General features: G+C 66.2%; 26 protein-coding genes. 8 read left to right on the top strand and 18 right to left on the bottom strand.

What is annotated here, in order from left to right; all coding sequences use genetic code 11:
* Positions 1-48: 48 nt before the first annotated feature.
* A complete protein-coding gene (locus tag ACW177_RS06655; RefSeq protein WP_492027819.1) occupies positions 49-1,611 on the bottom strand; it encodes a L,D-transpeptidase family protein in 1,563 nt (520 codons plus the stop codon).
* A gap of 165 nt (positions 1,612-1,776) precedes the next feature.
* Entirely contained in the window at positions 1,777-2,001 is a 225-nt protein-coding gene (rpmE, locus tag ACW177_RS06660; protein ID WP_492027820.1) for a 50S ribosomal protein L31, read from the bottom strand.
* 136 nt (positions 2,002-2,137) lie between these two features.
* On the opposite strand from rpmE, the gene ACW177_RS06665 reads away from it, so the two are divergent.
* Together ACW177_RS06665 and ACW177_RS06670 are read left to right on the top strand one after the other, a co-directional pair.
* Positions 2,138-4,021 (top strand): ABC transporter transmembrane domain-containing protein, encoded by a 1,884-nt coding sequence (locus ACW177_RS06665; protein ID WP_492027821.1) that lies wholly within the window; start codon positions 2,138-2,140, stop codon positions 4,019-4,021.
* Between the two features lie 219 nt (positions 4,022-4,240).
* Positions 4,241-4,666: a DUF4279 domain-containing protein gene (locus tag ACW177_RS06670; RefSeq protein ID WP_492027822.1), complete on the top strand. Its 426-nt coding sequence runs from the start codon at positions 4,241-4,243 to the stop codon at positions 4,664-4,666.
* A gap of 269 nt (positions 4,667-4,935) precedes the next feature.
* Here the strand turns inward: ACW177_RS06670 and ACW177_RS06675 are convergent, their stop codons facing one another.
* From ACW177_RS06675 to ACW177_RS06710, 8 genes are all read right to left on the bottom strand, one after another.
* Positions 4,936-5,961 carry an IS110 family RNA-guided transposase gene (locus tag ACW177_RS06675; RefSeq protein WP_492025704.1) on the bottom strand — a complete coding sequence of 342 codons (1,026 nt, stop codon included), beginning with the start codon at positions 5,959-5,961 and terminating at the stop codon, positions 4,936-4,938.
* A 137-nt stretch (positions 5,962-6,098) separates the two neighbouring features.
* A complete protein-coding gene (locus ACW177_RS06680; protein ID WP_492027823.1) occupies positions 6,099-6,479 on the bottom strand; it encodes a hypothetical protein in 381 nt (126 codons plus the stop codon).
* A 501-nt stretch (positions 6,480-6,980) separates the two neighbouring features.
* Positions 6,981-8,018, bottom strand: coding sequence for a glycerophosphodiester phosphodiesterase (locus tag ACW177_RS06685; protein WP_492027824.1), 1,038 nt, complete (start codon positions 8,016-8,018; stop codon positions 6,981-6,983).
* 220 nt (positions 8,019-8,238) lie between these two features.
* The gene (locus ACW177_RS06690) at positions 8,239-9,045 is read right to left on the bottom strand and encodes an inositol monophosphatase family protein (protein ID WP_492027825.1); all 807 of its coding nucleotides are present in this window, start codon (positions 9,043-9,045) and stop codon (positions 8,239-8,241) included.
* Positions 9,046-9,233: 188 nt separating this feature from the next.
* Positions 9,234-9,800 carry an elongation factor P gene (efp, locus tag ACW177_RS06695; protein WP_008264088.1) on the bottom strand — a complete coding sequence of 189 codons (567 nt, stop codon included), beginning with the start codon at positions 9,798-9,800 and terminating at the stop codon, positions 9,234-9,236.
* A gap of 99 nt (positions 9,801-9,899) precedes the next feature.
* Entirely contained in the window at positions 9,900-10,460 is a 561-nt protein-coding gene (locus ACW177_RS06700; protein ID WP_492027826.1) for a tryptophan-rich sensory protein, read from the bottom strand.
* Between the two features lie 55 nt (positions 10,461-10,515).
* Positions 10,516-11,016: a bacterioferritin gene (bfr, locus tag ACW177_RS06705; protein ID WP_492027827.1), complete on the bottom strand. Its 501-nt coding sequence runs from the start codon at positions 11,014-11,016 to the stop codon at positions 10,516-10,518.
* A 140-nt stretch (positions 11,017-11,156) separates the two neighbouring features.
* Positions 11,157-11,342 (bottom strand): (2Fe-2S)-binding protein, encoded by a 186-nt coding sequence (locus ACW177_RS06710; protein ID WP_492027828.1) that lies wholly within the window; start codon positions 11,340-11,342, stop codon positions 11,157-11,159.
* Positions 11,343-11,473: 131 nt separating this feature from the next.
* Here ACW177_RS06710 and thiE point away from each other — a divergent pair, with 131 nt between their 5' ends.
* The 3 genes from thiE (at position 11,474) to ACW177_RS06725 (ending at position 14,837) form a co-directional block, all read left to right on the top strand.
* Positions 11,474-12,127: a thiamine phosphate synthase gene (thiE, locus tag ACW177_RS06715; protein WP_492027829.1), complete on the top strand. Its 654-nt coding sequence runs from the start codon at positions 11,474-11,476 to the stop codon at positions 12,125-12,127.
* Between the two features lie 206 nt (positions 12,128-12,333).
* Positions 12,334-13,893 (top strand): sensor histidine kinase, encoded by a 1,560-nt coding sequence (locus ACW177_RS06720; RefSeq protein WP_492027830.1) that lies wholly within the window; start codon positions 12,334-12,336, stop codon positions 13,891-13,893.
* A gap of 716 nt (positions 13,894-14,609) precedes the next feature.
* Entirely contained in the window at positions 14,610-14,837 is a 228-nt protein-coding gene (locus tag ACW177_RS06725) for a hypothetical protein (RefSeq protein ID WP_492027831.1), read from the top strand.
* A 3-nt stretch (positions 14,838-14,840) separates the two neighbouring features.
* On the opposite strand, the gene ACW177_RS06730 is transcribed toward ACW177_RS06725, so the two are convergent.
* The 6 genes from ACW177_RS06730 to ACW177_RS06755 form a co-directional block, all read right to left on the bottom strand.
* The gene (locus tag ACW177_RS06730) at positions 14,841-15,182 is read right to left on the bottom strand and encodes a VOC family protein (RefSeq protein WP_492027832.1); all 342 of its coding nucleotides are present in this window, start codon (positions 15,180-15,182) and stop codon (positions 14,841-14,843) included.
* Positions 15,183-15,372: 190 nt separating this feature from the next.
* A complete protein-coding gene (locus tag ACW177_RS06735) occupies positions 15,373-15,789 on the bottom strand; it encodes a GNAT family acetyltransferase (RefSeq protein WP_492027833.1) in 417 nt (138 codons plus the stop codon).
* Positions 15,786-16,871, bottom strand: coding sequence for a chorismate synthase (aroC, locus tag ACW177_RS06740; protein ID WP_492027834.1), 1,086 nt, complete (start codon positions 16,869-16,871; stop codon positions 15,786-15,788). The genes ACW177_RS06735 and aroC overlap by 4 nt, the downstream gene beginning before the upstream one ends.
* An 8-nt stretch (positions 16,872-16,879) precedes the next feature.
* A complete protein-coding gene (locus tag ACW177_RS06745) occupies positions 16,880-17,251 on the bottom strand; it encodes a type II toxin-antitoxin system VapC family toxin (protein ID WP_492027835.1) in 372 nt (123 codons plus the stop codon).
* Positions 17,248-17,451 (bottom strand): type II toxin-antitoxin system VapB family antitoxin, encoded by a 204-nt coding sequence (locus ACW177_RS06750; RefSeq protein ID WP_492027836.1) that lies wholly within the window; start codon positions 17,449-17,451, stop codon positions 17,248-17,250. Before ACW177_RS06750 ends, ACW177_RS06745 begins: the two co-directional genes overlap by 4 nt.
* A 58-nt stretch (positions 17,452-17,509) precedes the next feature.
* Positions 17,510-18,244, bottom strand: a complete 735-nt coding sequence (locus ACW177_RS06755; protein WP_492027837.1) for a DnaJ C-terminal domain-containing protein — start codon at positions 18,242-18,244, stop codon at positions 17,510-17,512.
* Positions 18,245-18,353: 109 nt separating this feature from the next.
* Between ACW177_RS06755 and pdxH the strand changes: the two genes are divergently transcribed.
* Both pdxH and ACW177_RS06765 read left to right on the top strand, forming a co-directional pair.
* Positions 18,354-19,028, top strand: a complete 675-nt coding sequence (gene pdxH, locus ACW177_RS06760; protein ID WP_492027838.1) for a pyridoxamine 5'-phosphate oxidase — start codon at positions 18,354-18,356, stop codon at positions 19,026-19,028.
* A 78-nt stretch (positions 19,029-19,106) separates the two neighbouring features.
* Complete coding sequence (locus ACW177_RS06765; RefSeq protein WP_492027839.1) at positions 19,107-20,702, top strand: carboxylesterase/lipase family protein; 1,596 nt, start codon at positions 19,107-19,109, stop codon at positions 20,700-20,702.
* Here ACW177_RS06765 and ACW177_RS06770 read toward each other — a convergent pair whose 3' ends face one another.
* Both ACW177_RS06770 and ACW177_RS06775 read right to left on the bottom strand, forming a co-directional pair.
* A complete protein-coding gene (locus tag ACW177_RS06770) occupies positions 20,703-21,746 on the bottom strand; it encodes a L,D-transpeptidase family protein (protein WP_492027840.1) in 1,044 nt (347 codons plus the stop codon).
* 2 nt (positions 21,747-21,748) lie between these two features.
* Positions 21,749-21,910: a hypothetical protein gene (locus ACW177_RS06775; protein ID WP_492027841.1), complete on the bottom strand. Its 162-nt coding sequence runs from the start codon at positions 21,908-21,910 to the stop codon at positions 21,749-21,751.
* A 180-nt stretch (positions 21,911-22,090) separates the two neighbouring features.
* On the opposite strand from ACW177_RS06775, the gene ACW177_RS06780 reads away from it, so the two are divergent.
* Positions 22,091-23,251 carry a GNAT family N-acetyltransferase gene (locus ACW177_RS06780; RefSeq protein ID WP_492027842.1) on the top strand — a complete coding sequence of 387 codons (1,161 nt, stop codon included), beginning with the start codon at positions 22,091-22,093 and terminating at the stop codon, positions 23,249-23,251.
* The last annotated feature ends 157 nt before the right edge of the window (positions 23,252-23,408 follow it).

Raw genomic sequence — 23,408 nt, forward strand, 5'->3', positions numbered from 1 at the left:
ATATTTCCCTTCTCCCTCCCCCAGCGGGGGAGGGAGAAGATTGTCCCCCTACGGCCCGACGTCGTTGGCGTCGCGGCGTCCGTCGTCCACCGGCTTGGGCAGGCTGACGGCGATCCCCAGGGCCTGGGCCAGCTTGTCGTCACGGCCATAGATGTCTTCGCGGAAGGCCACCCGGCCCTGACCATCAACGAAGGCCGTCCAGTACAGCAGGCGCACCGAAATCTCGCGGCCTGTCGTCACCCGCGTCGTCTCCCGCGTGTCCTGGGCTGTATCGAACTCGGACAGTTTGACCGGGTCGGGCGACAACAGCAGCCGGGCGAACTCCACCGCGTTCTGCACCCGCACGCAGCCGTGGCTGCGCTGGCGCATCGACAGATTGAAGGCCGCCTTCGACGGGGTGTCGTGCAGGAAGATGGCGTAGCTGTCGCGCAGCTCGAACTTTACATAACCCAGGGCTGACTTGGGCCCCGCACGCTGGATGACCGTGCCGTCCTTCACATACATGTCGTTGGCGGCCAGATACTCCGGCCCCTTGGGCAGGATCTCGCGGCGCGCGATCCCGGCCGGCACATACCAGGGCGGATTGGCGACGACCGAGGCGAAGGGCTTCTCCAGACTGGGGGTCTGGTTCTCAGCCGATCCGACGACCACGCGGTTGGAGTGAACCGGCCTGCCGTCCTTCCAATAGACCATGATGGCGGCGGCGGTGTTGACCTCGATCCGTTCCGGCGCGACGTCGCGCTTCAGCCAGCGGCGGCGTTCCAGGTTCAGCGCGATCTGGCGCGCGCGATCATCGGCCGAGGCCGACAGAGAACGCTGGGTTCCCGTTCCGATCCGACCATCGGCCCCCAGGCCGTGCCGGACCTGGAAGCCCTGAACCGCCCTTTGCAGCTCCGCCCCATAGGTCAGGCCCTGGGCCTTCAGCCGCGCGCCGTCCGCCGCCGTCAGATCGCCCTCTGCCGTCAACCGGTCGATCAGCGCCGGGATGCGGCGATCGCTCATGTTCGGTTCGATGGTCGGGCCGGCGGGGAAGGCGGGCCAGCCGCCCTGGGCCGCCAAGCGGCGATAGCGGACATAGCCCGCCGACAGGTTCTGATAGCCTATGTCGGTCGGGGCCAGACCCTCGAACCAGTCCAGCAGGACGTTGCGCGCCAGGGCGTCGCTCATGCCGCGCGGCAGGTCCGCGCGGTTCTTCTGCATTTCCCACAGGTCCTCGACCGTCTCCGGTCGAACCTTGCCCTCGGCCAGGATCCGGCCATAGGCCAGGGCGGCGGCGGTGGTGCGCAGGTCCGATGAGGCGGGATCGGCGGCCAGCCCGACGAAGTCGAAATAGTCGCCGGCGGACAGGCCGTGGCGCTCGGCCCGGCCCGCGACGGCGTTCAGCATCCGCATCCGCTCGGCGTTCCACACCGGCCGCCAGCCGTTCATTTCATAGAAGGCGCGGACGTCGGCCTGCTGGGTCTCGGGCAGGCGGGAAATCTGGTCGTTGAAACTGTTGTAGAAGGCGGTCGCCTGCGGTGCGCGCTGCACGGTCACCTGCTGTGCGCGCGCTGTGGAGGCGAGGGCCATGGCCGCCGTCGCGACGCCCAGACCCATTTCCCGTCTATTCATAACCTGTCCGCTTCTCGATGGGTCGATCCCCGTGGATCGGCGCCGGTACTGTCGTTTCCGAACGCCGCCTACGTTACCGACGTTCCGGGCAAACAAAAAGCGCCGGTCATCCGACCGACGCTCTTCGTGATCCGATTGCCGCGATGTGTCGCAGCCAGGACGCGCTTACTTCTTGATGAAGCCGGCGAACTTGTTGTTGAAGCGCGAAACGCGGCCGCCGCGGTCCATCAGGTGGGCGTTGCCGCCGGTCCAGGCCGGGTGCGTGGTCGGATCGATATCCAGGTTCAGCGTATCGCCTTCCTTACCGTAGGTCGAACGGGTCTGGTAGGAAGTGCCATCGGTCATCACCACGGTGATGAAGTGATAGTCGGGGTGCGTATCCGCTTTCATGGTCGTCGTCCGGTCTCTGGCGCGATGACGATGCCGACCGTCGCTGCGCATGAAATGAGAAACCCGCCAGAAAATCCGGCGGGAATGAGGGGCGGCGTTTACACCGGGGGGCGTTCCGGGGCAAGAGGCAGGCGAAATGACCGATCAGACCGCCGCATCCGCCCGCTCCGCCAGCCTTCCTGCGGGGCGGGCTTCCGGCGTGGAAACGGCCGAAGGCCGCCCCAGCGCTGGCGCCCTCCTGGCCGAACAGATGAACGAGGCGGGCGAGAAGCGCGCCAAACGCCGCGACATCCGCCCCCTGGCCAGGTTGATTCCCTATGCCCTGCGGCACAAGGGCCATGCCCTGATGGCGGTGTTCTGGCTGCTGCTATCCACTACGGCCTCACTGGGGCTGACGGCCCTGGCGCGCGGAGCTATCGACCATGGGTTCGAGGCCGGCGGGGCCAATCTGAACATCTGGTTCCTGCTGCTGGGCGCCAACGCCCTGTTCCTGGGCCTGGCCACCGCCGCCCGCTATTTCTACGTCACCCGCACGGGCGAGCGCGTCATCGCTGACGTCCGCAAGGGCCTGTTCGGCCGCATCCTGACCCTGGACCCGTCCTTCTACGCCCAGATGCGCACCGGCGAGGTGCTGTCGCGCCTGACCACGGACATCGCCCTGGTCGAGACCCTGATGACCACCTCGGTCTCCTACGCGCTGCGCAACTTCCTGACCCTGATCGGCGGAGTGATCCTGCTGTTCTTCGTCAGCCCAAAACTGACGGGCTTCGTTCTGCTCATCGTGCCCTTCCTGCTGGGCCCGATCTTCATCTTCGGCCGCCGGGTGCGCAAACTGACCGTCGCCTCCCAGGACCGGTTCGCCAACGCCGTCGGCTTCGCCGGCGAGAGCGTGGACGCCATCGAGACGGTTCAGGCCTTCGGCCGTGAACGCAGCGCCATCGCCCGCTTCGGCGCGGCGGTCGAGGACGCCTTCTCCGCTTCCCTGACCCGCATGCGGGCGCGGGCCTGGATGACCGCTCTGATCATCATCGTCATGTTCGGCGGCGTCACCCTGGTGCTGTGGCTGGGGGCTCAGGACGTGGTGGCGGGCGTGATGACGCCGGGCGCCCTTTTGCAGTTCGTTCTGCTGTCGGTCTTCGCCGCCGGCGCCGTCGGCGCCCTGGGCGAGAGCTGGGGCGATGTGCAAAAGGCCGCCGGCGCCATGGAGCGGATCGAGGAACTGATGCGGGCCACGCCCGACATCGCCCCTCCGGCCCAGCCCACGGACCTGCCGTCGCCGCCGCGTGGCGAGGTGTCGATGTCCGCCGTCGGCTTTTCCTATCCCGGCCGTCCCGACCTGCCGGCCCTGAAGGGGTTCAGCCTGACCGTGCGTCCGGGCGAGACCGTGGCCCTGGTCGGTCCGTCCGGCGCGGGCAAGTCCACCGTCTTCCGCCTGTTGCTGCGCTTCTACGATCCCCAGACCGGCGTGGTCTCGGTCGACGGCGTCGACGTGCGTCAGGCCGATCCCGTCGCCGTGCGCGACCGTTTCGCCTGGGTGTCGCAGGAGACGCCGTTGTTCTCGGGCTCGGCATTGGAAAACATCCGCTTCGGCCGCGAGACCGCCACTCTGGACGAGGCCCGCGCCGTCGCCGAAAAGGCCCAGGCCCTGGGCTTCATCGACGCCCTGCCGGAAGGCTTCGACACCCCGTTGGGCGAACGCGGCAAGAGCCTGTCGGGCGGCCAGCGCCAGCGCCTGGCCATCGCCCGCGCCCTGGTCCGCGACGCCCCCATCCTGTTGCTGGACGAGGCCACCAGCGCCCTGGACGCCGAAAGCGAACGCCTGGTCCAGATCGCCCTCGACCAGGCCATGGAAGAACGCACCACCCTGGTCATCGCCCACCGCCTGGCCACGGTCCTGCGCGCCGACCGCATCGTCGTCATGGACGACGGCCGCGTGGTGGAGGAGGGGACGCACGACCAGTTGGTGGCGAAGGGCGGGCTGTACGCGCGTCTGGCCGAGTTGCAGTTCCGGGCGGGTTGAGGCCTCCACCTTCCGTCCTCGGGTTCGCTCCCAACCTCCGTCGTCCTCGGTCTCGCCGTCGCCTTGCGTCTTCCTCGCACCTGCCGTCATCCTCGGGCGGGTATTCACCGGAACCGACAATGGCTGGCGGTGGCCATCTGAACGTCCGCTTGTCGGTCAGAAGCCAGGGAGCGCTTTCGACCTATAGGCGACGTTCCAACGTTCGATTAGGCTGATCCGATGGGCAAGCCATTCGACTATTCGGTCAACTTCCAGATTAGACACCCGACCGCCTCGGTTGAGAAACTAGCGGCTGGCCTTCCGTGGGAGGTGAGCTCTGGTTGGACGGCTGGTGAACAACGAGTGACACCTATCGGTCGTCAGCTGGGCGGAGCTCGACCAGAAAGCTACTGCTCTTTTCAAATCGCCAAGCGTGATGACGGCAGGATACCGACCTGCCTTTCGAACGCGCTTGATGTTCTCGCCACCCATCGAGATCATCTTGATGAGATTTGTCGAACCGGAGGGGCTCTGAACTTTTATGTTTTCTGGTATCCGAATGGCGATACAGGCGCCGTGTTCAACGCCGACCTGCTTGAACGCATGGCCGCTCTGAAAATCGATCTCGGGCTAAACGTCTATGATGACCGGTCCGCAGGCGAATAGGTCTGCTTTCCATCTGTGGACGCCCCCTTCAGCGCAAGAGTGAATCCGAGAGTTTCTGACACGTAGTCGGATGCTGCCATCTGTCCGGCCTGTACTGCGGCGGCGTACCGTCGCTGGCCTATATGGGAGTTCGCGGATCCGGTCCAAATCACCCAAAGCGTGCTCGAGGCACGGTGGAAAGCCCTGGTTTTCCTGATCCCGTCTCGCCGACTGTCGCGCCATATGCTCCTTCGCTCATCCTACGCTTCGACGTCTCGCGTTCGTGCTGGCTAGGCCGGCACGCCCGGAGCTCGGTAGACATCGCCCTTGGCCATGAGCGCCCAGACGATGCGGGCGTTCTTGTTGGCCAATGCGACGATGACCAGCATCTTCGGCTTTCGCGCCAGCATCTGGTCGAGCCATGACCCTGCCGGCGCGCCTCGGATGGCGGCCTGTTTTATGACGGCGCTGGCCCCGATGGTCAGAAGCCGTCGAAGTGTTCGCTCGCCCATTTTGGTGATCGCACCGAGCTTTTGCTGGCCACCGGTGGATCGCTGTCGCGGCGTGAGGCCCAGCCAGGCGGCGAAGTGGCGCCCGCTCTTGAAGGCTTCATGGGAGGGAGCGAGGGCGACCAGAGCCGTCGCCGTGATCGGACCGATCCCCGGGATGGTCATCAATCGACGTGCGACCGGATCATGCCTGGCGCGCGAGGCGATCTCCGCGTCGAGCACAGCGATCTGCTGGTCGAGCGTTCGCAGGGTCGAGACCAGAACCAGCAAAATGGTGCGCGCGGCGGGCGGAAGCGCTTCGGCCGGATCCTCGACGCGTGCGATCAGGCGCTCGACGTGCGGCACGCCTTTGGGAACGATCCAGCCGTACTCCGCCAGATGGCCACGCAGGGCGTTGATCGTCTGGGTGCGCTGACGCACCAGCAGGTCCCGAGCACGAAACACGACGCTGCTGGCCTGCTGCTCTTCCGGCTTGAGCGGCACGAACCTCATGCTGGGCCGTTGCGCCGCCTCACAGATCGCCTCGGCGTCGGCCATGTCGTTCTTCTGCCGCTTCACGAACGGCTTTACGTAGACCGGCGGGATCAGCCGGACTGTATGACCCTGGCGGGTCAGCTCTCGACCCCAGTGATGGGCGCCCGCGCAGGCCTCCATCGCCACGACACAGGGGCGAAGGCCTGCAAAGAACGCCAGCAAACGTCCTCGCCCCAACTTCTTGCGAAACACCACCTCGCCCCCAGCATCCGCGCCATGCGCTTGAAAGATGCTCTTGGCGAGATCCAGACCAACAGTGCTAACCTGTCCCATGGACGCCTCCTTCGAGTGTTGTTCAACACCCTCACTCTGGCACATCGATGCCGTCGGGGGGCGTCCACCCCATCCCCCCTCGACAACCTTCGAAAGGTCCGCTTTCGGGGAGGACGCCGATAGCTGCTACCGACCCGTTAGCGACTTTCGGAAGGTCCGCTTTGCGTAAGGGGCGTGGCGGCGTGAGAGTCCCAAAACGCGTCCATGAATGATCGAAACCACCCGCTGTCCATTCCCATCGACCGTATCCCTTCACGTGGCGTGGCAAATACCAAGCCCCACGGCGACATGGGGCCGAAGCCATGCTCGCAGTAGACAATCAGAGTATCCGACTCCGTCTCGTGGTCGAACACGATCCACCCATCAAACTGCTGCCCGGGAGGGCCGTAGTCCCAATCGAGGGTGATCGGGCGCGGATCGACAAGCCCATCAAGAACGGCTTGCTTTACTTTCTGGTCCGTTAGGACTGACAACTCACCGGCGATCAGGCGAGCGATATTGGCTGTGGCTATCGGCATGTTCGAAACCTAATCTCGCACGATGGCGATGTCGCCTTTCCACCCCAAACCGACCTTCGGGATGTCCGCTTTCTGCGCCGCGACCGGCTTTGTCGGTAGCGGTCTATCCCCCTCATTTCAGGGCTTGACCCGAGGATCCGGCGTGGGGCTGAGGCGGCGCCCGACGTCTCTTCACGGCGTGTGGAACCTCCGATCCTCCGGTCAAGCCCGAGGATGACGGGGGAAGGGGAGGTCCAACAACCTGCCGGCGCTCCCAATATTTCTACCGAATAACTGACTTTTCAATGTCTTGACGTCCGAAAACGCCGCTCAAGTCAGCACGCCCCAAAACCGTGAGATACTGTCGGCACGGTCTTTGAAAACCAAATCCCCGCTCAGTCCCGCGCCGCCTGGAAATTGCACTCTTTTGCACATTGCACCGCTTTTTCCGGCCTGTGCAATTCCACCGCGCCCGCGAAGAATAGACGAAAATAGACTCACTTTTTTCGCAGTGGATTGAGTCTATTTCTCAGCAGCGCCCTGTCGCGCCAGGGCCGGAAAGTCGCTGAACACCGCGTCCACTCCCGCCTCGGCGAAGGCGGCGGCGTATCCCGCCATGTCGCCGTGCTCGGCAAAGCCTTCGCCCCGCCGCCGCTCGACGGGCAGGAAGGCGTTCTCAGCCCTCAAGGTCCAGATCACCACCTTCAGCCCCGCCCCATGGGCGTCAGTGACCAGGGCGCTGGGCGCGGTCGTGCGGCCCTCGGCGTCGCGCGGCAGGACCAGGGTCATCTCCGGCGCGACCCAGTCGGCATAGGCGGCCATGGCCTTTAGGCCTTCAGGCGTGATCATCTGGGCATAGGTCACGTCCGGCCGGTCCGCCGGTCCGCCCGCGCTGCTGACCAACTGGGCCAGGGGCGCGTCGACTCGCGTCGCCAGCCGCTCCAGCGGCCCGACCTCAAAACACTGGATGATGATGGGCGCATCGGCGCCGGTCAGGCCCAGCCGCTCCAGCGCCGCGACGAACCCATCCTCCATCGGCAGGCCGATCCCGGCGAAATAGGTCGGATGCTTCAACTCAGGCGCCACCGCGATGGTCCGTCCCGCCCGCGCCGAGGCCTCGCGCGCTATGGCGACCACCTCGTCGAAGGTCAGGATCGCCTCTTGGCCGTCATAGGCGGCGCTGCCGGGCCGGAAGGCGGGCAGCCGCTCCTTGGCCCGCAGCGTCTTCAGCTCGGCCAGGGTGAAGTCCTCGGTGAACCACCCCGTGGTCGCGACGCCGTCGATGGTCTTGGTGGTCTTGCGATCCGCGAACTCCGGCCGCTCGCCCACGTCTGTCGTGCCGCCGATCTCGTTCTCGTGCCGGTCGATGAAGACCCCGTCCTTCGACAGCACCAGGTCCGGCTCGATCACATCCGCGCCCTGTTCGATCGCCAGCTCATAGGCCGCCCGCGTATGCTCGGGCCGTTCGCCCGAGGCCCCGCGATGGGCGATGATCAGCGGCTGGGCCACGGCAGGCATTCCGGTCAGCAGGACAAGGGCGGTGACGATGGCGCGGATCATGCCCTTTGGATAGAGGAGGGGCGCGACAAGCGAATGACGGATACCCTCTCCCTCCCCCCGCGGGGGAGGGGGGCGAAGCGAAGCGGAGCCGGGTGGGCCGGGCCGGGCGACGTCCCACAGACCTGATCGCCTTAATCCGTGCGCCCTGGCCTGGCCGCCCCCACCCCGTCGCTTCGCGACGCCCCTCCCCGGACGGGGAGGGAGAGGCGGCTGTACGGCCTCAGGACGCCTGAAGCACCTTGCGCAGCTGCGGATGCAGATCGCTGTTGCTGGCTAGGATCGACACCCCCGTCTTGGGATCGCCGTCCGCCTCGATGGTGGTCACCGATCCGCCGGCCTCGGTGACGAACAGGATGCCCGCCGCCACGTCCCAAGGCTTCAGGCCGCGCTCATAATAGGCGTCGAAGCGACCGGCTGCGACCCAGGCGAAGTCCAGCGCCGCAGAGCCCAGACGGCGGATGCCGGCGACGCGCTGGCCGATGGCGTGGATGTCCTTGATGGCCTGGGCGTGGCCCGACTTGCCGATGAAGGGCAGGCCGGTGGCGATCAGGCTCTCCGACAGGTCACGACGCCCGGAGACGCGGATCCGCTGGTCGTTCAGATAGCAGCCCTTGCCCTTCTCGGCCCAGAACAGCTCGTTCATGACCGGGTTGTAGGTCACGCCCGCGACGATCTCGCTCGACCCGTCGGGGCTGCGCCGCTCCAGCCCCACCGTGATGGCGAAGTGGGGCATGGCGTGCATGAAGTTCGTCGTGCCATCGATCGGATCGACGATCCAGGTGTGGGACTTGTCGGTCCCCTCGATCATGCCGCGTTCCTCGCCCAGGAAGCCGTAGCCGGGGCGGGCCTTCATCAGCAGTTCGTAAAGGGTGTCTTCGGCCTTCAGGTCGGCCGCCGTGACGAAGTCGCCGGGCCCCTTGCGCGAGACCTGCAACTGGGAGACCTCGCCGAAGTCGCGCAGCATCGGACGGGCGGTCTTGCGCACCGCGTCGAGCATGACTTGGAGCAGGGCGGAAGCGAGGGCCATCGGCGGATCTCCTGGTCCGCATGTCCTGAAAAGGCGCTCGGCCCGGAGATGCGGAGAAGTTCAAGGGCGACGTCCGGAAACGTCGGGGATTCTAGTGAATAGTGAGCAGGAAGTGAGCAAGGAGTGAGCTAGGGGTGCGGCCTCGGCTCACCCCTAGCTCACTAGCACCCCTCGCTCACCCTGATAACTCAGTCGGCGCGACGGACGTATTCGCCGCTGGTCGTGTCGACGATGATGCGCTCACCCGCCGACATGTACGGCGGGATCATGATCCGCACGCCGTTCGAGGCGATGGCGGGCTTGTAGGAGGAGGAGGCTGTCTGACCCTTCACGGTCGGCTCGGTCTCGGCGACTTCCAGCACGACCTGATCCGGCAGTTCCAGGCCGATCGGACGCTCTTCGTGCATCTCGATGATGACCTTCATGCCCTCTTGCAGATAGGGGATCCGCTCTTCGCCGACCCAGTCCTTCTGCAGTTCGATCTGCTCGTAGGTGGCGTCGTCCATGAAGACCAGGCTGTCGCCGTTGTCGAACAGATAGGAGAAGTCCTTCTGCTCCAGCGTCACGCGCTCGACCTTGTCTTCCGACCGGAAGCGCTCGTTCAGCTTGTTGCCAGTCTCGAGGTTCTTGGCCTCGACGTTGGCGAAGGCGCCGCCCTTGCCGGGTTTGACGTGGCTGGCCTTGGTGACGACCCACAGGCCGCCATTGTGCTGCAGGACCATGCCGGGCTTGATGGTGTTGCCGTTGATCTTCATGGGGTCACATCGGGAATGGAGTTGCGCCCACGCGTCCGGTTGGGGCGTGGCGAATAGGGCGCGATCCCTAGAGGAAGCCCCGGCAAAGGGCAAGGCGGCCTAATTCCGGGTGCGGTCGCCCGCAGCTTCGTCCGCCTTGCGGTGAAGCAGATTGCCCAGCCGTACGCCCGATCCTGTCGGCGCGGCCATCTTGCCCGCGCCCTCGTCCAGCTTGCGGGCCTCGTGCGCGAACGCCGCCGCCAAGCCTGCTGACGACATGGCCGCCGCCACCTGTTTCCACATCGAGGATGGTCTCAGGCCCAGCCAGACTGCGTTCACCGTCTGCGCCGCCAGCCACAGGCCCATGGCCCGCGTCCGCTCGCGCTGGGGCGGCGCGTTCCACACCCGCACAGCTGACAGGGTCGTGGCCGAAAACACCGCCGGCAGGATCAGGCTGAAGGCGCCGTGCGGTTTCTCGGTGATCGGCAGATCCCTGTCGCGGACATGTTTCAGCTTGCGCTTCGGCGTCAGCGCGCCCGATGCAATCCCGGTCGCCAACAGGGCGAAACCCACGGTCAGCGCCACCCCCATGGCCACATGCGCCGTGCTCCGCCCCTCGCTGTTCAGCAAGTCCACGGCAGCATCGCGCACGTCGTCGATGGCGTCGTCGATATCAGTCATGGTCCGCTCCAGCTTGCCCGCCGAAAGCTAATGACCGGAGCGGACCGGAGTTCCCTTAGCCGCCGGTGGCGGCGCTGTCGGTGACGATTTCCTTCATGGCCGACTGCAGATAGTTCTGCGGACCCAGCAGCTCGATCAGCTTGTGCTGGTTCTCGAGGAAGTCGATGTGCTCCTCGGTGTCGGCCAGGATCTTCATCAGCAGGTCGCGGCTGACATAGTCCCGAGCTTCCTCGCACTGGGTGACGGCGGCGGAAGTGGCGGCGCGGCTGTCGATTTCGAGCTGAAGGTCGGCGCCCAGGCATTCGATCGGATCCTCGCCGACCTTCAGCTTGTGCAGGTCCTGCAGATTCGGCAGGCCGTCGAGGAAGAGGACACGCTTGATCAGCATGTCGGCGTGTTTCATCTCGCCGATCGATTCCTTGTAGATGACGTCGCCCAGGTGGGCGAGGCCCCAGCTTTCGAACATGCGAGCGTGCAGGAAATACTGGTTTACCGCCGTCAGTTCGTTGGTCAGCACCGCGTTCAGGGTGCGGAGGATCGCGGGATCGCCCTTCATGGCCATGGTCCTTGGTCTCTCGGCGGCGCCTTCGCCGTCCTTCGAGCTCTGCGATACCACAGTAAAACCCGCATTGTTTATTTGCGAGTTTTTATCACTACATTGATAGTGCGAGTGATTTCCAGGTGCTCAGCCCAGCCCTATTCGGCCGCAATGGCGAAGGCTTCGCGGCTGTCCTGGATCAGTTGGCGCATTTCGCAGACGCATTTGGCGCATTGGGCCTGGCACTGATGGCGGGCGAAAATGTCGCGCGGACGACAGGCGCCAGCCTCGATGGCCTGGGCCACATCCCGCTTGCGAAGACCATTGCAGTTACAGACGTACACGAGCGTTCTACGCGTTCCACCGACTGAGAATGGTTCGCTATAGCACTCCTTAACGTCATTGCAAGTCGTTCTCACGGGTGGATGTCGCCCGACCCGTTGACGAATGGTCGCAGGAGGGGGAAGTCAGCCTCATGGCTCGAACTCCCGCTGTTTCCGCACGTCCGCCCTGCCGGCTGTATCTGATCACTCCGCCAGCGATCCCTGATCTGGACGCCTTCGCAGCGCTGCTGGATGAGACTCTCGGCGCGGGCGACGTCGCCGCCCTGCAAATTCGGCTTAAGCCCGCCGATGACGCCGCCATTGTCGCCGCGGTCGAACGGCTGGCGCCGATCGCCCGTCGTCATGATGTGGCGGTGCTTCTGAACGACCGGCCCGACCTGGCGCGGGCGACCGGTTGTGACGGCGTCCACATAGGCCAGCAGGACGGGTCTCTGGCCGAGGCGCGGCGTATCATGGGGCCTGACGCCATGATCGGCGTCACCTGTCACGACGATCGCGACCTGGCGTGGGACGCAGCCGAGGGCGGCGCGGATTACGTCGCCTTCGGCGCCTTCTATCCGACCGAAACCAAGGAAACCGTGCATAGGCCCGACCTGGCCCTCCTCACCGTCTGGCAGGAAACAGTAGAGGTTCCCTGCGTCGCTATAGGCGGCATCACTGTGGACACGGCGGGCGAGGTCGCGCAGGCTGGTGCGGATTTTGTCGCGGTCAGCGGCGGGATTTGGGGCTTTGAATCTGGACCAGCTGCTGCGGTTAAGGCAATCAATCTTAAGTTGAAAAGTTAGTCTAATGCCATATTTCAGGGGATATTAGGAACCGCATGTTTTGATCGTGCGAACCAAACTCGCTGAGATCATGCATGACCATGAGCCGCGTGCTCGACATCGACGTCGCGAGGCCAGCCAGTCAGCTGTCGCGCAGAGCGGAGTTTTGTCTCCCGACGCCTGAGGCGAAGGGCGACGGGGTCTTTGCACATCCGCTAATTCCTGTGATGGCCGGCGTTGCAATCGCGATTCTCGCGGCGACCTCGATCAGCTGGGCGCATAGCCTGGGCCTGATTTCTGGCCTTTGGGGCGTATGCGGGGTCGCCGTCGCCGTCTGGCTTCGGACAGGTTGGGGGCGACGCCACGACGCCGCCTTCGCCGCCGTGCTTGCGATCAGCATTCTGATTGGGGAGCTGATTGCGGGCTACAAGCCTGTCCTGTCGTTGATGCTCGCCCTGGCGAACATGGTGGAGATCATCGGCACGGTTCTGCTGGCGCGTCGGTTCGTCCCAAAGCTTGATGTGTCGAGCCTGAGCGGCGCGGCGCGATTTTTGATCTTCGGTGCGGTTCTCGCGCCGGTTCCGGCCGGTCTGTTCGCGGCTGTCGCCCTTGCTCCGTTCGGATCGGGCGATGTTGCGGAAACCTTCAAGACCTGGTGGTTCGGCCATGCCCTGGGGTTGGCCGTGATCGGCACATTGGGGCTGTCGCTGACTCCGGCGACCTTTTCACGCTTCACCCGTCCGCGCGCATGTCTGGAGGCGGGCGCCCTCTTGTTCGGGGTGCTGGCTGTTCAGTTTGTGGGCCTGGCGGGGCTACCGGGGAGCGGAATCGTCATGGTTCCCCTCCTGCTCTGCGTGGCCGTTCGGACCGGGGTCGCGGGAACGGCTTTCAGTCTTCTGGTGGTCACCCTGCTGTCGGTCGGCGGGGCCATGCTGGGTTATGGGCCGCAAGTCGACGAGCTGACCCGCACCCAACAGGTGATGATGGCCCAGATCCAGGTCTTGGGAGGCTATATGCCGATCCTCTTGGTCGCCGCCCTGCTGGAAGAGCGCGATCAACTGGCTGATCGCGCCCGTATCGGTCAGATCCGTGCAGAACAGGCGTCTGAATCCAAGTCCCGTCTGCTGGCCAATGTCGCCCATGAGATCAAGAGCCCGGTCGCCGGCATAATCGGCATCGGCAATCTTTGGTCGACCGGTCAACTCGGCCCTGTCACGCCACAGCAGACAGAAATGGCGGACATGCTGGTCAAGACGGCGCGCCAGGTCGAGGCCCTCGCTCACGACCTGCTTGACCTGGCGCGGGCGGAATCCGGCGCGGTCAAAGTTGATCTACGTCCTACGGACATCTGCGGCCTCCTCGACGATGTTCGACGTCTGGTCAGGCTGCGCCCGGAAGCCAGGGCCCTTGATCTGCAAGTGACGTGCGAGAGCGAGGGCCTGATCGCCGTCGCGGATTCTCAGCGGCTCATGCAGGTGATCGATAATCTCACCACCAATGCGCTGAAGTACGGGGCGGCAGGAGGGCGTGTCGTTCTGCGTGCGTCCAGTGTGGAAGATCAGGTTCGGATCGAGGTGGTCGATTTCGGGCCGGGCTTGTCGTTGGAGAAACAGGCGCAGTTGTTCGAGCCGTTCAATCGTCTGGGGCTGGAGAGATCCAGCATCGAAGGGCACGGCGTGGGCTTGGCGATCGCAAAGCGTCTGGTGGAGTTGCAGGGCGGCGCTATCGGCGTGGTTTCGGCGCCGGGGCAGGGCGCGACCTTCTGGCTGACCTTGCCGCACGCCTGACCGCCCTTGCGGTTCCACCGGCGCCGCGTAATGGTCCCGCCATGTTCGTCATCGCCTTAGCCGCCATCCTCTTGTCCGGGCAGGACACGTCAAGCCAGCGTTCGGCCTCGGATCTGACGCGCGATCTCAACAGCGGGCCGCCCTTCAAGCCTGCGACCCCGGTGCAGCAACCTGCGCCCCCGCAGACTGCGGCTCCGGCTCCGGTGTCCGCTCCGGCGACGCCGAACCAGAACGCCGCTCCGCCGACTGGGAGCGTCGCGCCTCCGTCCTCGAGCTTGACGCGTGATCTCAACAGCGCGCCGCCTTCAGCCGTCAGACCCTCCGCGTCCACAGCCGCGCCCACGCCGTCGGCTTCAACACCACCCGCTGCGACGCGACCGAATACGGCTCAGCCAGGGCCAACCGTCAGGCCCGTGGCGCCGCAGCCGGCGCCCTCGCGCCCCAGTCCGGTCCAAAATCCGGTTCCGTCTCTGACCCAAGCGCCTACGGCTTCCCCCACCAGAGCGCCGGCGCCGACGAATCTCCCGCCCGTAGCGCCGGCTTCTTCCGCGCCTGCTCCCGTTGCGCCGGCTGTCGCCCTTCAAGGCCTGGACGCCGAAGCCATCGCCGCCTTGCCGTTTGCGCTGGAGCTTCCGTTCGGAACGGTCCTGACTCAATCGCGCGCGGGCGCTGACGCCCGGATTTACGCCGTTCGCCGCGGACAGACGCCTTTGGTCATGATCTACGCCGGCCCGGCGTCTCAGTTTCCCGTCTACGATGGGCAGGTGGTTCAGGCTGGGGGGCGCGCCTCTATCGTCGTGACCGAGGGCGGGCGTCGTTTGGCGCTTGAGCATCTGTTCAAGCGGTCGTCGTCGCCCGAGGAGATCCACATCTGGGTGGCCGCCGCAGACGGCGCCGACCGTGAACTGGGCGAACGGATCGCTCAGTCGGTCGACGCCCGCTAGGGATCAGTCGGCGGACCAGACCGCCATCTCGGTCCCGGCCGGATCAGCGAAATGGAAGCGGCGTCCGCCCGGGAAGGCGTAGATCGGCTTCAGGATTGCGCCGCCCGCCGCCTCGACCTTGGCCTGCATGGCCTCCAGATCGTGCGCATACAGAACGGGCAGGGGCGTCTTTGTCCGCTCGGCCTGATCCGCGTCGAATCCTCCGTCCAGCCCCTGGTCGAAGGCGGCGTAGGTCGGGCCGTAATCGACGAAGGTCCAGCCGAAGGCCTGACTATAGAATTCCTTGGTTTCGGGCAGGTGGGCGGCGGGCAGTTCGAGGTAGTCCAGTTTTCCGTCTTCACGCACGGTTGATCTCCTGGAGTGCGGCGCCACCGACGAACCTGTCTTGCACGCCGCCCTGATCTGCGCAAACCTGCAAACGGTTCGCAGTTGCAGGGAGTCGGGTGATGATCGTGATGACGACGGGTCTGACCGGCCTGATGGCTCTGATGCGGCAGGACGAGAAGCCAAAGGACAGGGCGAGCAACGACGCCTGTCAGTCGTCCAGCCTGCGGCCCAGCACGATTACATCCTGTCGTTCCAAGCCCAGCCGCTGATAAAATCCTAAAGCCGCTTCATTATCGGCGCGGACCATCAGCTGAAGCTTGGGCGTGCCCTTATTGGTCAGCCAGTCCTGTGCAGCCGCCATCAAGCTGCGCCCCAAACCGCTCCCTCGACGCTCGGGATCAACCGCCAGATAATACACCCAGCCGCGGTGGCCGTCGAAGCCGACCATGATCGTCCCGCTGATCCCCGCCTCATCCGCCGCGACCAGCACGGTGGAGGTCGCGCCGTCCTTCGCCAGATTCAGGTCCGCTACCGGGTCGTTCCAGGGGCGGGTCAGGCCGCATGCGGTCCATAGGGCGATGACGGCCTCGTCTTCGCCTTCGCGGATAGGGCGGATATCCGTCATCCGACCTGGGCGCGGTGCCGTAGGAAGGCGTCGGCCAGGACGCAGGCGGCCATGGCCTCGACCACCGGCACGGCGCGCAGGGCGACGCACGGATCGTGGCGGCCCTTGGTGCGCAGATCGGTTTCTTCGCCGTCGCGGGTGATGGTCTGGCGCGGCGTCAGGATTGAGGAGGTGGGCTTGAACGCCACCCGCGCCGTGACCGGCTGCCCCGTGGATATCCCGCCCAGGACCCCGCCCGCATGGTTCGACAGGAAGACCGGCTGTTTGTTCAGGTCCAGCCGCATCTGGTCGGCGTTCTCCTCGCCTGACAGTTCGGCGGCGTTGAAGCCTGCGCCGATCTCCACGCCCTTGGCGGCGTTGATCGACATCAGGGCGGCGGCCAGTTCGGAATCGAGCTTGCCATACAGCGGCGCGCCCCAGCCGGCGGGCACGCCCGTGACCTCCAGAGCGACCACGGCGCCGATGGACGAGCCGGCCTTGCGGACCTCGTCCAGATAGGCCTCCCAGTCCCCCACGACGGCGGCGGAGGCGGCAAACAGGGGGTTGTTATGCACGGCGTCGAAGTCGACGGCTTCCGGCGCGATCCGGTGCGGGCCGATCTGGACCACGCCCGCGCGGATTTTCACGCTGTCGCCCAGCACCTTGCGCGCCACCGCTCCCGCCGCGACCCGGCTGGCGGTCTCGCGCGCCGACGACCGTCCGCCGCCGCGCGGATCGCGCACGCCGTACTTGGTCTGATAGGTGAAGTCGGCATGGCCGGGACGATAGGCGCGCGCGATCTCGCCATAGTCCTTGGACCTCTGGTCCTCATTCTGGATCAGGATCGAGATGGGCGTGCCGGTGGTGACGGGGCCGTCGCCGTCGTCGAATACGCCCGACAGGATCTGCGCCGTGTCGCTTTCACGCCGTTGGGTCACGAAGCGCGATCCGCCGGGCTTTCTCTGGTCCAGCCAGGGCTGAAGATCGGCCTCGGTCAGCGGGATCATCGGCGGGCAGCCGTCCACGACGCAGCCGATAGCCGGCCCATGGCTCTCGCCCCAGGTGGTCACGCGAAACAGATGGCCGAAGGTATTGTGCGACATGGCCGAACCTAATGGTCGAGGACGGCGGCGAGGTCCAGTGCCCGTGCGGCATCGTGCAGCCGACGATCTCGCGTCCACAACCGCGCGCCGGGCGTAAGGCGGGTGGAAGCGAGGAGGTGAAGGTCTAGATAGCCGACGCCGATTCCGAAGAGCCGGTTCTTTTCGATCAAGGTCAGCACCTCCTGATGGGAGGCCTCGACAGCGGTCGGGAGGCGCGAGAGTTGGCTGAGGAAAGTCTGCCGGTTGGCGAGGTTTCCAGCGGCCAGCTCGCCCATGACGGCGGCGTGGCACAGGATTTCCTGGTCATAAAGCAGCTTGAGCAGGGTCTCGTCCGTGGACCGCAGATGACCGATCCAAACCGAGCTGTCGGCCAGGATCACTCCTCGACCAACGCGGAGCGTCGTCGGGGCGCGGCTGTCGCCGTGGGGTCGCTTCCGCCCATGGCGGCCAGACGACGAGCCGCCTCGCGGGCGACGAACGCCTTCAGGGCTTCGCGAATGATGGCGGACCGTTCGGAAAGGCCCGAATATTCCGCCGCCCTTTCCATCAACTCGTCGTCGAGTGTTACGGTGGTTCGCATGACCAGCCTCATCAAAAACGTCACCAGATGATGCGCCTGACGACGCCTAGGCGCAATATCAGGCCGCCAGACGTTCCGGCGCCCAGGCGCGGGTGAACCGGACCAGAAGGTCTTCGGCGGGCGAGGGCGCTTCCGATGAGGGGGTCAGGGTCACAAAGAGGTGGCCCTGCGCGCGCGGTCCTCTCGCCGGCAAGCCCAGACCTTTGAACCGTACACGCGCCGGGGCGGTCATCTCGGGGGTGATCCAGGCGGATCGTGGTCCCGCATGGGTCTCGACCTCCACCCGGCCGCCTTCCTGAAGCAGCCGCGACGAGGTTGGCCAGCTCATGAACAGGTCGTCGCCCAGGACGGAGATCCCGTCCTGGGGTCGGATAAGAACGGCCAGATAGAGGTCCGCGCCGTCCGCCCCGCCGCCCCGCAGGCGCAGATGCTCGCCGGTTCGAAGACCGGCGGGCGCCGCGACCCTTATGGTGCGCTCGCCCAGCTTCAGATCCAGTTTGGCCCCGGCGACCGCCTGCATGGGGCTCAACACCACGACGGGCGATGGGGTGGCGGCCTCCTCGGGCGGCGCCAGGCTGGGCCGCGAAGGGGCGTGCGCCTGAATCAGGCGATAGGCGGCGATGACGCGTCGGAACCGTTCCGCGTCCCCGCCGGGCTGGTCGGGGCGCGCCTCTTTCACCGCCGCGCGGAAGGCGGTCTTCAACGCCTCAGCGTCGGCCGCACCGTGCAGACCCAGCGTGGCCAGGGCCTCGCGGATGGCGGCGGCGTCGGAGGTGGGGCGGATGGCGCTCATTCCCCTACCGTTCGCGCGATAGGGTCAATGTGCGGTTAACTGCGATTCGATCTTGGCCGTTTTGATCCCGATCATTTCCTCGTGCCGCGCCCCAGGCTAGACAGCCGTCATGACCGCCCCCGTGATCCCGCCCAGCCCGTCGCGCGAAGACTACGCTCGCGACTATGCCGCCGCCCTGGCCGCCAATGGCGACGAAACCATCTTCGACCGAGCCGAACCCATCGGGCTGTTCGTCGATTGGCTGGCCGAGGCGGGCGCGCATGAGGTCAACGACGCCAACGCCATGACCCTGTCGACGCTCGATGGCGACGGCATCCCGGATGCCCGCATCGTCCTGCTGAAGGACGTCGATGATCGGGGCTTCACCTTCTATTCCAACAGTCAGAGCGACAAGGGCGTGGAACTGGCCCAGCGTCCGGTCGCCGCCCTGACCTTCCACTGGAAATCCCTGCGGCGTCAGGTGCGGGTGCGGGGACGGGTCGAGCCGGTCACGGTCGAGGAGGCCGACGCCTATTTCGCCAGCCGGGCTCGCGAAAGCCGGATCGGCGCCTGGGCCTCGGATCAGTCCCGACCACTCGACACGCGCGACACTCTTGAGGTCGCCGTGGCTCGCGAAACCGCGCGGTTCGAGGGCGCCGAGGTGCCGCGCCCCGAACACTGGACCGGCTGGCGCGTCGTGCCGCAAAGCGTCGAGTTCTGGCGCGACCGGCCTTTCCGTCTGCACGACCGGCTGCGGTTCACGCGCGACGGAGGCGCCTGGTCTTGCCAACGTCTCTGGCCTTAATGTCGCGGCCGTCAGGCGCGAACGAAACGCTCAGGCTCCGCCGGCGTTAAGCCCGTCTCGCCACGGCCAAGGTTTTCGATGCGTCTTCTCTCGCTGCTGTTCGCCTCCCTCCTGCTGGCGGCCTGCGCCACCCATCCCGGCAAGGTCGATCATGTCCGGTTCGCCCCGGACGCCGCGCGTGTTCTGGCGACGACGGAGGCTGGAACGGTTCGCGGGATCGAGGGGGGCGGTGTGCGCGCGTTTCTGGGCGTGCCGTTCGCTCGGGCGCCAGTGGGCGACCTTCGCTGGCGGGCGCCCCTGCCGGTCGAACCTTGGGACGGCGTGCGCGATGCGACCCGGCTTGGTTCGGACTGCACCCAGGCTATCGGCCGCAAGGCTATTCTGGGTGGCGGCGGCGGGCTGGTCGTCGGGTCCGAGGACTGCCTGTATCTGAACATCTATGCTCCGGCCGGAACGACGGCTCAGCCGCGACCCGTGATGGTCTATATCCCCGGCGGGGCTTTCACCATCGGGTCGGGGGGCAACTACGACCCGTCGAAACTGGCGGCCGAGCAGGGGCGGGTCGTCGTGACCCTGAACTACCGCCTCGGCGCCCTGGGCTGGCTGGCCCACCCGCAGTTCCAGGCGCAGGGCGAGGGTTTCGGCGGCAACTTCGGCCTGATGGATCAGCAGGCCGCCTTGCAGTGGGTGCATCGGAACATCGCGGCCTTCGGCGGAGACCCGGCCAATGTGACCCTGTTCGCCGAGAGCGCGGGGGCGTGGTCGGCCTGCTACCTGATGGCCTCGCCCAAGTCAGAAGGCCTGTATCAACGCGTCATCCTGCAAAGCAGCGGCTGCCTGGAGCCGTCATCCCTGGTCAGCGCTCAGGATGCGGCGACGTCGGGTCCCTTGTTTGCTGATCGCCTGGGCTGCACCGGCGTAGATCAGGTCGCCTGCCTCAAGGCCCTGCCGGCCTGGCGGCTGTCGCGCGCGCCGTCCGTGAGGGCGGGGATCAACGGACCGGGGTCGTGGGGACCGGTCCATACCGACGCGACGGTGCCTGAGAACCTGGCCTTGGCGATCCACGAGGGCCGGTTCACCCGCGTACCGGTCATCGTCGGCACGAACCTGGACGAAGGGCGGCTGTTCGCCAACGAGGTCAAGGACATGGATCGCTACCAGAAGGAGACGATCTGGATGTACGGCGACGTCGGTCCCCGCGTCCTGGACCGTTACCCGGTCGGTCCCGACGGCCCCGCCTACGCCATCGCCGCCAACTTCACCGACCAAAGGTTCGCCTGTCCGTCCCAGGCCTTGCGTCGCCAACTGTCACGCTATGTGCCGGTCTGGGGTTACGAGTTCGCGGATCGTGGCGCGCCCTTCGTCCTGCCGGACTGGATCGTGGGACTGGATCTCGGCGCCTATCACGCCGGCGAACTGGCCTATGTGTTCGGGACCAGTTGGGTGTTCGCCGATGTGAAGCGGTTCACGCCGAAGCAGAAGGCCCTGTCCGAGCGGATGCAGAGCCTGTGGGCCGGTTTCGGCCAGAAAGACTTCGGCCCCGACTGGCCCCGCGTCGAGGTTTCCGGCCCGGTACGGGTGTTCAGCCCCGACGGCGACAGGCTGGTCGCCGACTTCTTTGACCGCCACCACTGCGACTTCTGGGACGGCACCCCGTTCGGCGCCGTCCAATAGTCAGAGGAACCGCACCGTCACGCCCGGCTTGACCTTGTCGGCCAGGGTCCAGGCGTCCCAGTTGGTCAGGCGGACGCAGCCGTGCGAGGCGGTCTTGCCTACCAGATGCGGGTCAGGCGTGCCGTGAATGCCGTAGCTGGGTTTGTTCAGGTCGATCCAGACCACGCCCACCGGATTGTTGGGCCCCGGCTTGACCACCACCCTGCGGTCCAGGTCGCCGTAGCTCAGCTTGGAGGGGTCATAGGTATAGTCGGGATTGCGGGCGACGCCGTTGACCTTGACCGTGCCGGTCGGGGTCGGATTGTCGCCGCTGCCTATCGTGGCGGGGAAATAGGCGATCAGCTTGCCGTCGGCGTCGAAAGCCTTGACCGCCCCCTCGGCCTTGTCGACGTCGATACGGTCCACTTCGACGGGTAGGGGTTTTGTGTTCACAGCCGGAACGACTAGGGCCTGCCCAGCCCGATTGAAGTCCGCGCCGGGGTTCATGGCCCGCAGCAGTTCTTCCGTGACATGGAAACGCTCGGCCAAGGCCTCCACGATATTGGCGTAGCCCATGAAGGACGCCTCGCCCTGAGCCTGCAAGTCCGTCGGCACCTTGCCCATATAGGGGCCGGCCAGATCCTGTTGCGTGATCCGGTAGGTGGTCGTCACGGCGCCGACACCCGCCGCCCGCAGACGGCCCATCACATTCGAGTCCAGCTCTCCGGTCGCCGGCAGGCCTTGGGATTCCTTAAAGGCGGCGATCGCCTGGCGCATATTGGAGCCCGCCAGACCGTCGATGGCGCCGGGCGAAAAGCGCGCCCGCTCCAGCAGGACTTGCGCGCGGACCAGGGCAGGGTCGGGACGGGCGGGGTTTTCCGCGCTGGTCGGGGCGGCGTCGGACGGCGGCGGCGAATAGGCGCTGTTCTCGATGGCGTCGCGGGACAGCGGACCGTCATTCTGTACGTCGGCGGCCGGGGCTGACGCCCCTTCGTCGGCGGGCGGCGAGCAGGCGGCCAGGCTCAGGATTACAAGGCTGGGGACCAGGCAGGCGAAGCGGTTCAAGTTCAGTTCTCTTCGCCGGTGGCCGGGTCGGTCGCGGTCTCGCCGGAGTTGCTCGAGCCTTTTGCGCCCTTGGGCTCAGTGGCGGGGCGCGGCGGCTCGCCGTCCCGGTCGGGGCGCAGGTTTTCGTTCTCGACCTTTCGGTCGTCTGGTCGGGCGTCGGTCATGGTGCGTGTCTCCGGCGGAGCAGTCTCCGTCATGAGCTAACGCACGCGCCGCCGCGCGGCTCCCGGTGGTCACCGATCTCAACGCCCGTTCACCATGCTGGTGAACCGTACCGCAACGGGACACGGTGTAGGACCGCGTCTGGACCGGGCCTTGCTGCACAGGGCCCAATGAGGACGCGAATGCCCGAAACGCTACAGGTCGAGATCATCAAGGCGGAGGCGATGGATGCCGCCGCGATCACTCTGTGGCGCGACTGGACCGCGACCAATCCGTCTCTTCAAAGCCCGTACTTCCGCTGGGACTATACGCAGATCGCCGCCCGGGTCTGTCCGGGCGCTGCGGTCGCGGTGTTTCGGTGCGGCGGCAGGATCGTCGGCTTCTTCCCGTATCAGAAGCGTGGTGGATCGGTGCAGCCGCTGGGCGCGCCGATGAACGACTATCACGGCGTGATCGCCGCCGAGGGCGAGGTCATCACCTTGGAAGAGGTGGCGCATCTGCTGAAGGCGCGCAGGCTGAACGTGCCGGGCTGGATCGGCGCCGGCGAGACGGGGCAGGCACGCGAGACCGTCCAGGTCTCCATGCCGGAAACCGGCTTCGACGCCTGGTACGCCGAGCGCCGCTCGACCTTCGGCAAATACTTCAAGGACAAGGAACGGGCGCGCCGCAGCCTGGAGAACGAACTGGGCCCTGTCCGTGTCGAACACGGCCTGCGGGATTCCGCCCTGCTGGATCATTTGATCGACCTGAAGGCGGCGCAGTACCGCCGGTCGGGACTGCACGACATCTTCGCCTGCGGCTGGACCCGTGATCTGCTCCATGCCCTGATGGCGACGCCGACGTCTGACTTCGGCGCGTCGATGGCGGCCATGTATGCGGGCGAGAAACTGGTGGCGGTCGAGTTCTCTCTCCATGCCGGTCGTCACCACCACTTCTGGTTCCCGGTCTACGAGCCCAGTCTGGCGCGCTGTTCGCCCGGCATCTTGTTGAGCATGGACACGATGCGGTTGTCGGCGGCCGACGGTTTCCGCGTCTTCGACTTCGGTTTCGAGGGCGAGAGCTACAAGAAGTATTTCGTCAACGCCCGTCAGACGGTGCGCGAGGCGGTGGTGATGCGGCCGGGCCTTGCTCAGCTTCTCGGCGACGCAGCCGTGGGGGCGCTGGATCGCAGCGGCGCGAGGGGCGAGGCCTTGCGCGCGTCGCTGCGCCGTCGCTGGTCCACCATCGAGGCCTGCGAGGCCTCGCCGGTCGGGCGTCTGCGCGGCGCGGCCGTCGCCGTTCGCTCGGCCGTCCACAAAGCCGCCGCCCGGAAACAGACGTCGGCCCGCGTCGCCCACGTCTAGGGCCGAGCATGAGCGAGCCCCGCACCCGCTAACCCGGCCCCATCGCAGAGGCCCGGATCCACCCGCACAGTCTTGTTGATCAAGGCTTCGCCGAGGATGCGGCCTTGGCCGCTGTGCTGGATCGCTACCCGGCCGATCTGTTCGACATCAACCTGTA

This window comes from Brevundimonas sp. AVps23W, assembly GCF_058681395.1.